The organism is Rhodoplanes roseus (assembly GCF_003258865.1).
GTDB lineage: Bacteria > Pseudomonadota > Alphaproteobacteria > Rhizobiales > Xanthobacteraceae > Rhodoplanes > Rhodoplanes roseus.
Genome location: NZ_NPEX01000417.1, coordinates 1 through 3,732, shown reverse-complemented (window position 1 = coordinate 3,732; position 3,732 = coordinate 1). Strand labels below are relative to the sequence as shown.

General features: G+C 72.2%; 2 protein-coding genes. Both read left to right on the top strand.

The window, feature by feature from the left end; genetic code table 11:
* Positions 1–297: 297 nt before the first annotated feature.
* Positions 298–2,868, top strand: a complete 2,571-nt coding sequence (locus tag CH341_RS29335) for a ligase-associated DNA damage response DEXH box helicase (RefSeq protein ID WP_111422845.1) — start codon at positions 298–300, stop codon at positions 2,866–2,868.
* Between the two features lie 79 nt (positions 2,869–2,947).
* A complete protein-coding gene (pdeM, locus tag CH341_RS29330; protein WP_111422843.1) occupies positions 2,948–3,700 on the top strand; it encodes a ligase-associated DNA damage response endonuclease PdeM in 753 nt (250 codons plus the stop codon).
* Positions 3,701–3,732 lie beyond the last annotated feature (32 nt).

Genomic DNA, 3,732 nt, shown 5'->3' with positions numbered 1-3,732 from the left:
ATGCGCCGCTGGCTCGACTTCGGCGTCGACGGCTTCCGGCTCGACGCGATCCCGTATCTGGTCGAGCGCGAGGGCACGCGGGCGCCGGCCGCCATCGCGAGATGATGAGCCCGCTCGGGATCGAGCCGGAACAGAGCCGGACGCAGAAGCGAGTAGAGGGACATGGCGGGCCGCTCACGGTGAGGGCCGAACCGTAGCGCCCCGCCTCGCGGCCGGGAACCGGCCGGCCCGCAATCCTGCCGCCCGGCTTGCGCGGGCCGGCTTGGAACGGCCGCGCGGGCGCGCTACCACGGCGGGGTGAGCGAACCCGCGCCTTCCGAAACGCCCGCGCCGGACCTGCCGGAACCCTTCGCCCGCTGGTTCGCGGGACGCGGCTGGGCGCCGCGGCCGCACCAGCTCGCCCTTCTGGCGGCAGCGCAGGCCGGCCGCTCGGCCCTGCTGATCGCCCCGACGGGCGCCGGCAAGACGCTGGCGGGATTCCTGCCGACCCTGGTGGAGCTGTTCGAGACGCGTCGGCGCGGGGCGAGGCCGCGCGCCAGCGGTGGGGGGCTCTTCGAGCCTTCGACACGCTCCGGCGGGCTGCACACGCTCTACATCTCGCCCCTCAAGGCGCTGGCCGTCGACATCGCCCGAAACCTCGAGCGGCCCGTGGCCGAGATGGGGCTGCCGGTCCGCATCGAGACGCGCACCGGCGACACGCCGCAGAGCCGGCGATCCCGCCAGCGGCGCGACCCGCCCGACGTCCTGCTCACCACGCCGGAGCAGCTCGCGCTGCTGCTCGCCAGCGCCGACGCGCCCTATCTGTTCGGCTCGCTCCGCCGTGTCGTGCTCGACGAGCTGCATGCGCTGGTCACGTCCAAGCGCGGCGATCTCCTGTCGCTCGGCCTGTCGCGATTGTTCGCCGCGGCGCCGAGTCTCACGACGGTCGGCCTCTCCGCGACGGTCGCCGCGCCGGAGGAGCTGGCGCGGTTCCTGGTGCCGCAGCGAGAGGGCGAGACCCGCCGGGCCGACATCGTGCAGGCCGCGGCCGGTGCGGCACCGATCGTCGAGATGCTGGACACGGCCGAGCACCTGCCGTGGTCGGGGCACTCGGCCGCCCATGCGCTCGCCGAGATCTACGATCTGATCGGCCGCCACAGGACCACGCTGGTGTTCGTCAACACGCGCAGCCAGGCCGAATTCCTGTTCCAGGCGCTGTGGCGCATCAACGAGGACGGCCACGCCATCGCGCTCCATCACGGCTCGCTCGACGTCACGCAACGCCGCAAGGTCGAGGCGGCGATGGGCGAGGGCCGGCTGCGCGCCGTCGTGTGCACCTCCTCGCTCGATCTCGGCATCGACTGGGGCGACGTCGACCTGGTGATCAATGTCGGCGCGCCGAAGGGCGCGTCGCGGCTGACCCAGAGAATCGGCCGCGCCAATCACCGGCTCGACGAGCCGTCGCGCGCCGTGCTGGTGCCGGCGAACCGCTTCGAGGTCCTGGAATGCCGCGCCGCCATCGACGCCGTCGCCGAGAACGCGCAGGACACGCCGCCCTTGCGCACCGGCGCGCTCGACGTGCTGGCCCAGCACGTGCTCGGCTGCGCCTGCGGAGAACCGTTCCTGGCCGACGCGCTGTTCGACGAGGTGCGAACCGCCGCGCCCTACGCGGCGCTGACGCGCCCGGATTTCGACGGCGTGGTCGACTTCGTCGCCACCGGCGGCTACGCGCTGAAGGCGTACGAGCGCTTCGCCAAGATCCGCAAGGGCGCCGACGGGCGCTGGCGCGTCACCCATCCGCGCATCGCCCAGCGCTATCGGCTCAATGTCGGCACCATCGTCGAGGAGCCGATGATCAAGATCAGGCTGGTCCGCGCCCGCGGTGCGGCGAGCCGAGGGCCGGCCGGCGTCGTCGCGCGCGGGGGAAGACTGCTCGGCGAGGTGGAGGAGTATTTCGTCGAGGGCCTGGTGCCGGGCGACACCTTCCTGTTCGCCGGCGAGGTGCTGCGCTACGAGGCGCTGGCCGAGGACTCGGCCTATGTGTCGCGCGCCACGTCGGAGGATCCGAAGGTCCCGATCTATGCGGGCGGAAAGTTTCCGCTGTCGACCTATCTGGCGGCGCGGGTGCGCGACATGCTGGCGTCGCCGTCGACCTGGCGGCGGCTGCCTGATCAGGTGCACGGCTGGCTCGATCTGCAGCGGGCACGCTCGCGCGTGCCGAAGCCCGGCGAGCTGCTGGTCGAGACCTTTCCGCGCTCCGACAAGCATTATCTGGTCTGCTATCCGTTCGAGGGGCGGCTCGCGCATCAGACGCTCGGCATGCTTCTCACGAGGCGCTTGGAACGGGCGCGTCAAAGACCGCTCGGCTTCGTCGCCAACGAGTATGCGCTCGCCGTGTGGGGGCTGGGCGACCTCTCCTTCGCCGTGAAACGGGGCGCGTTGCGCCTGTCGGAACTGTTCGACCAGGACATGCTGGGCGACGATCTCGAGGCGTGGCTCGCCGAATCGGCGCTGATGAAACGCACGTTCCGCCAGTGCGCCGTGATCGCCGGACTGATCGAGCGGCGCACCGGCGGCGAGGACAAGAGCCGGCGCCAGGTGACGATCTCGACCGATCTGGTCTACGACGTGCTGCGCAAGCATCAGCCCGATCACCTGCTGTTGCGCGCCGCCCGGGCCGAGGCCGCGACCGGGCTGCTTGACATCCGGCGGCTCGGTTTGCTGCTCTCGCGGGTGAGGGGGCGAATCGTCCACGAACCGCTGCCGCGGGTCTCTCCGCTCGCCGTTCCGGTGATGCTGGAGATCGGCCGCGAGCGGGTCGCCGGGGAAGCCTCCGAGGCGCTGCTGGCGGAAGCCGAAGCGGATCTGGTCAGGGAGGCGATGGGGTGAGGGCAGGGGACGTCGCACACGCAACACCGTCACCTCGACCGCGAGACTGCGGCGTAGCGGCCGCGAGGCAGGTCGCGTGATGGACGCGCGTGCGGCGACATGGGGTACGGCCTGGGGCACGACGACGGCCGAGGCGACGCGTCCGTGCGCACCCGGCAGCGCGGCGCTGACGGTTGCCGGCGTCGCGCTGGTGGCGGACCTCTCCGGCGCGCTGTGGTGGCCGGACCGGCGGATGCTGCTGGTCGCCGACCTGCACCTGGAAAAGGGCTCGGCCTGCGCGGCGCGGGGATCGCTGCTGCCGCCGTTCGACACCGCCGACACGCTTGAACGCCTCGCCTGGGTCGTCGCCTATTACGGGCCCGAGGTCGTCGTCGCGCTCGGCGACAGCTTCCACGACGCGGCGGGTGCCGAGCGACTGTCGCCGGAGGACCGCGCGCATCTCGTCTCGCTCCAGCGCGGGCGCGACTGGATCTGGATCGCCGGCAATCACGATCCCGATCCGGGGCGCGACGTCGGCGGCGGTTTCGCCCGCGAGTTGCAGTTCGGCCCACTGGTGCTGCGGCACGAGCCCGCCGGTCTCGGCACGGTCGGCGAGATCGCCGGCCATCTGCACCCCTGTGCGCGCGTCGTGCATCGCGGCCGCAGCCTGACGCGGCGCTGCTTCGCCACCGACGGCCGCCGGCTGGTGATGCCGGCCTTCGGCGCCTTCACGGGCGGCCTCAACGTGCGCCACGCGGCGTTCGACACCGTGTTCGACGGGGCCGGTTTCATCACCCATCTGATCGGCGACAGCCGGCTCTACACGTTTCCGGCGACACGCTGCGTGGGGTGAACCCCACCTCGTCATGGCCGGGCTCGTCCCGG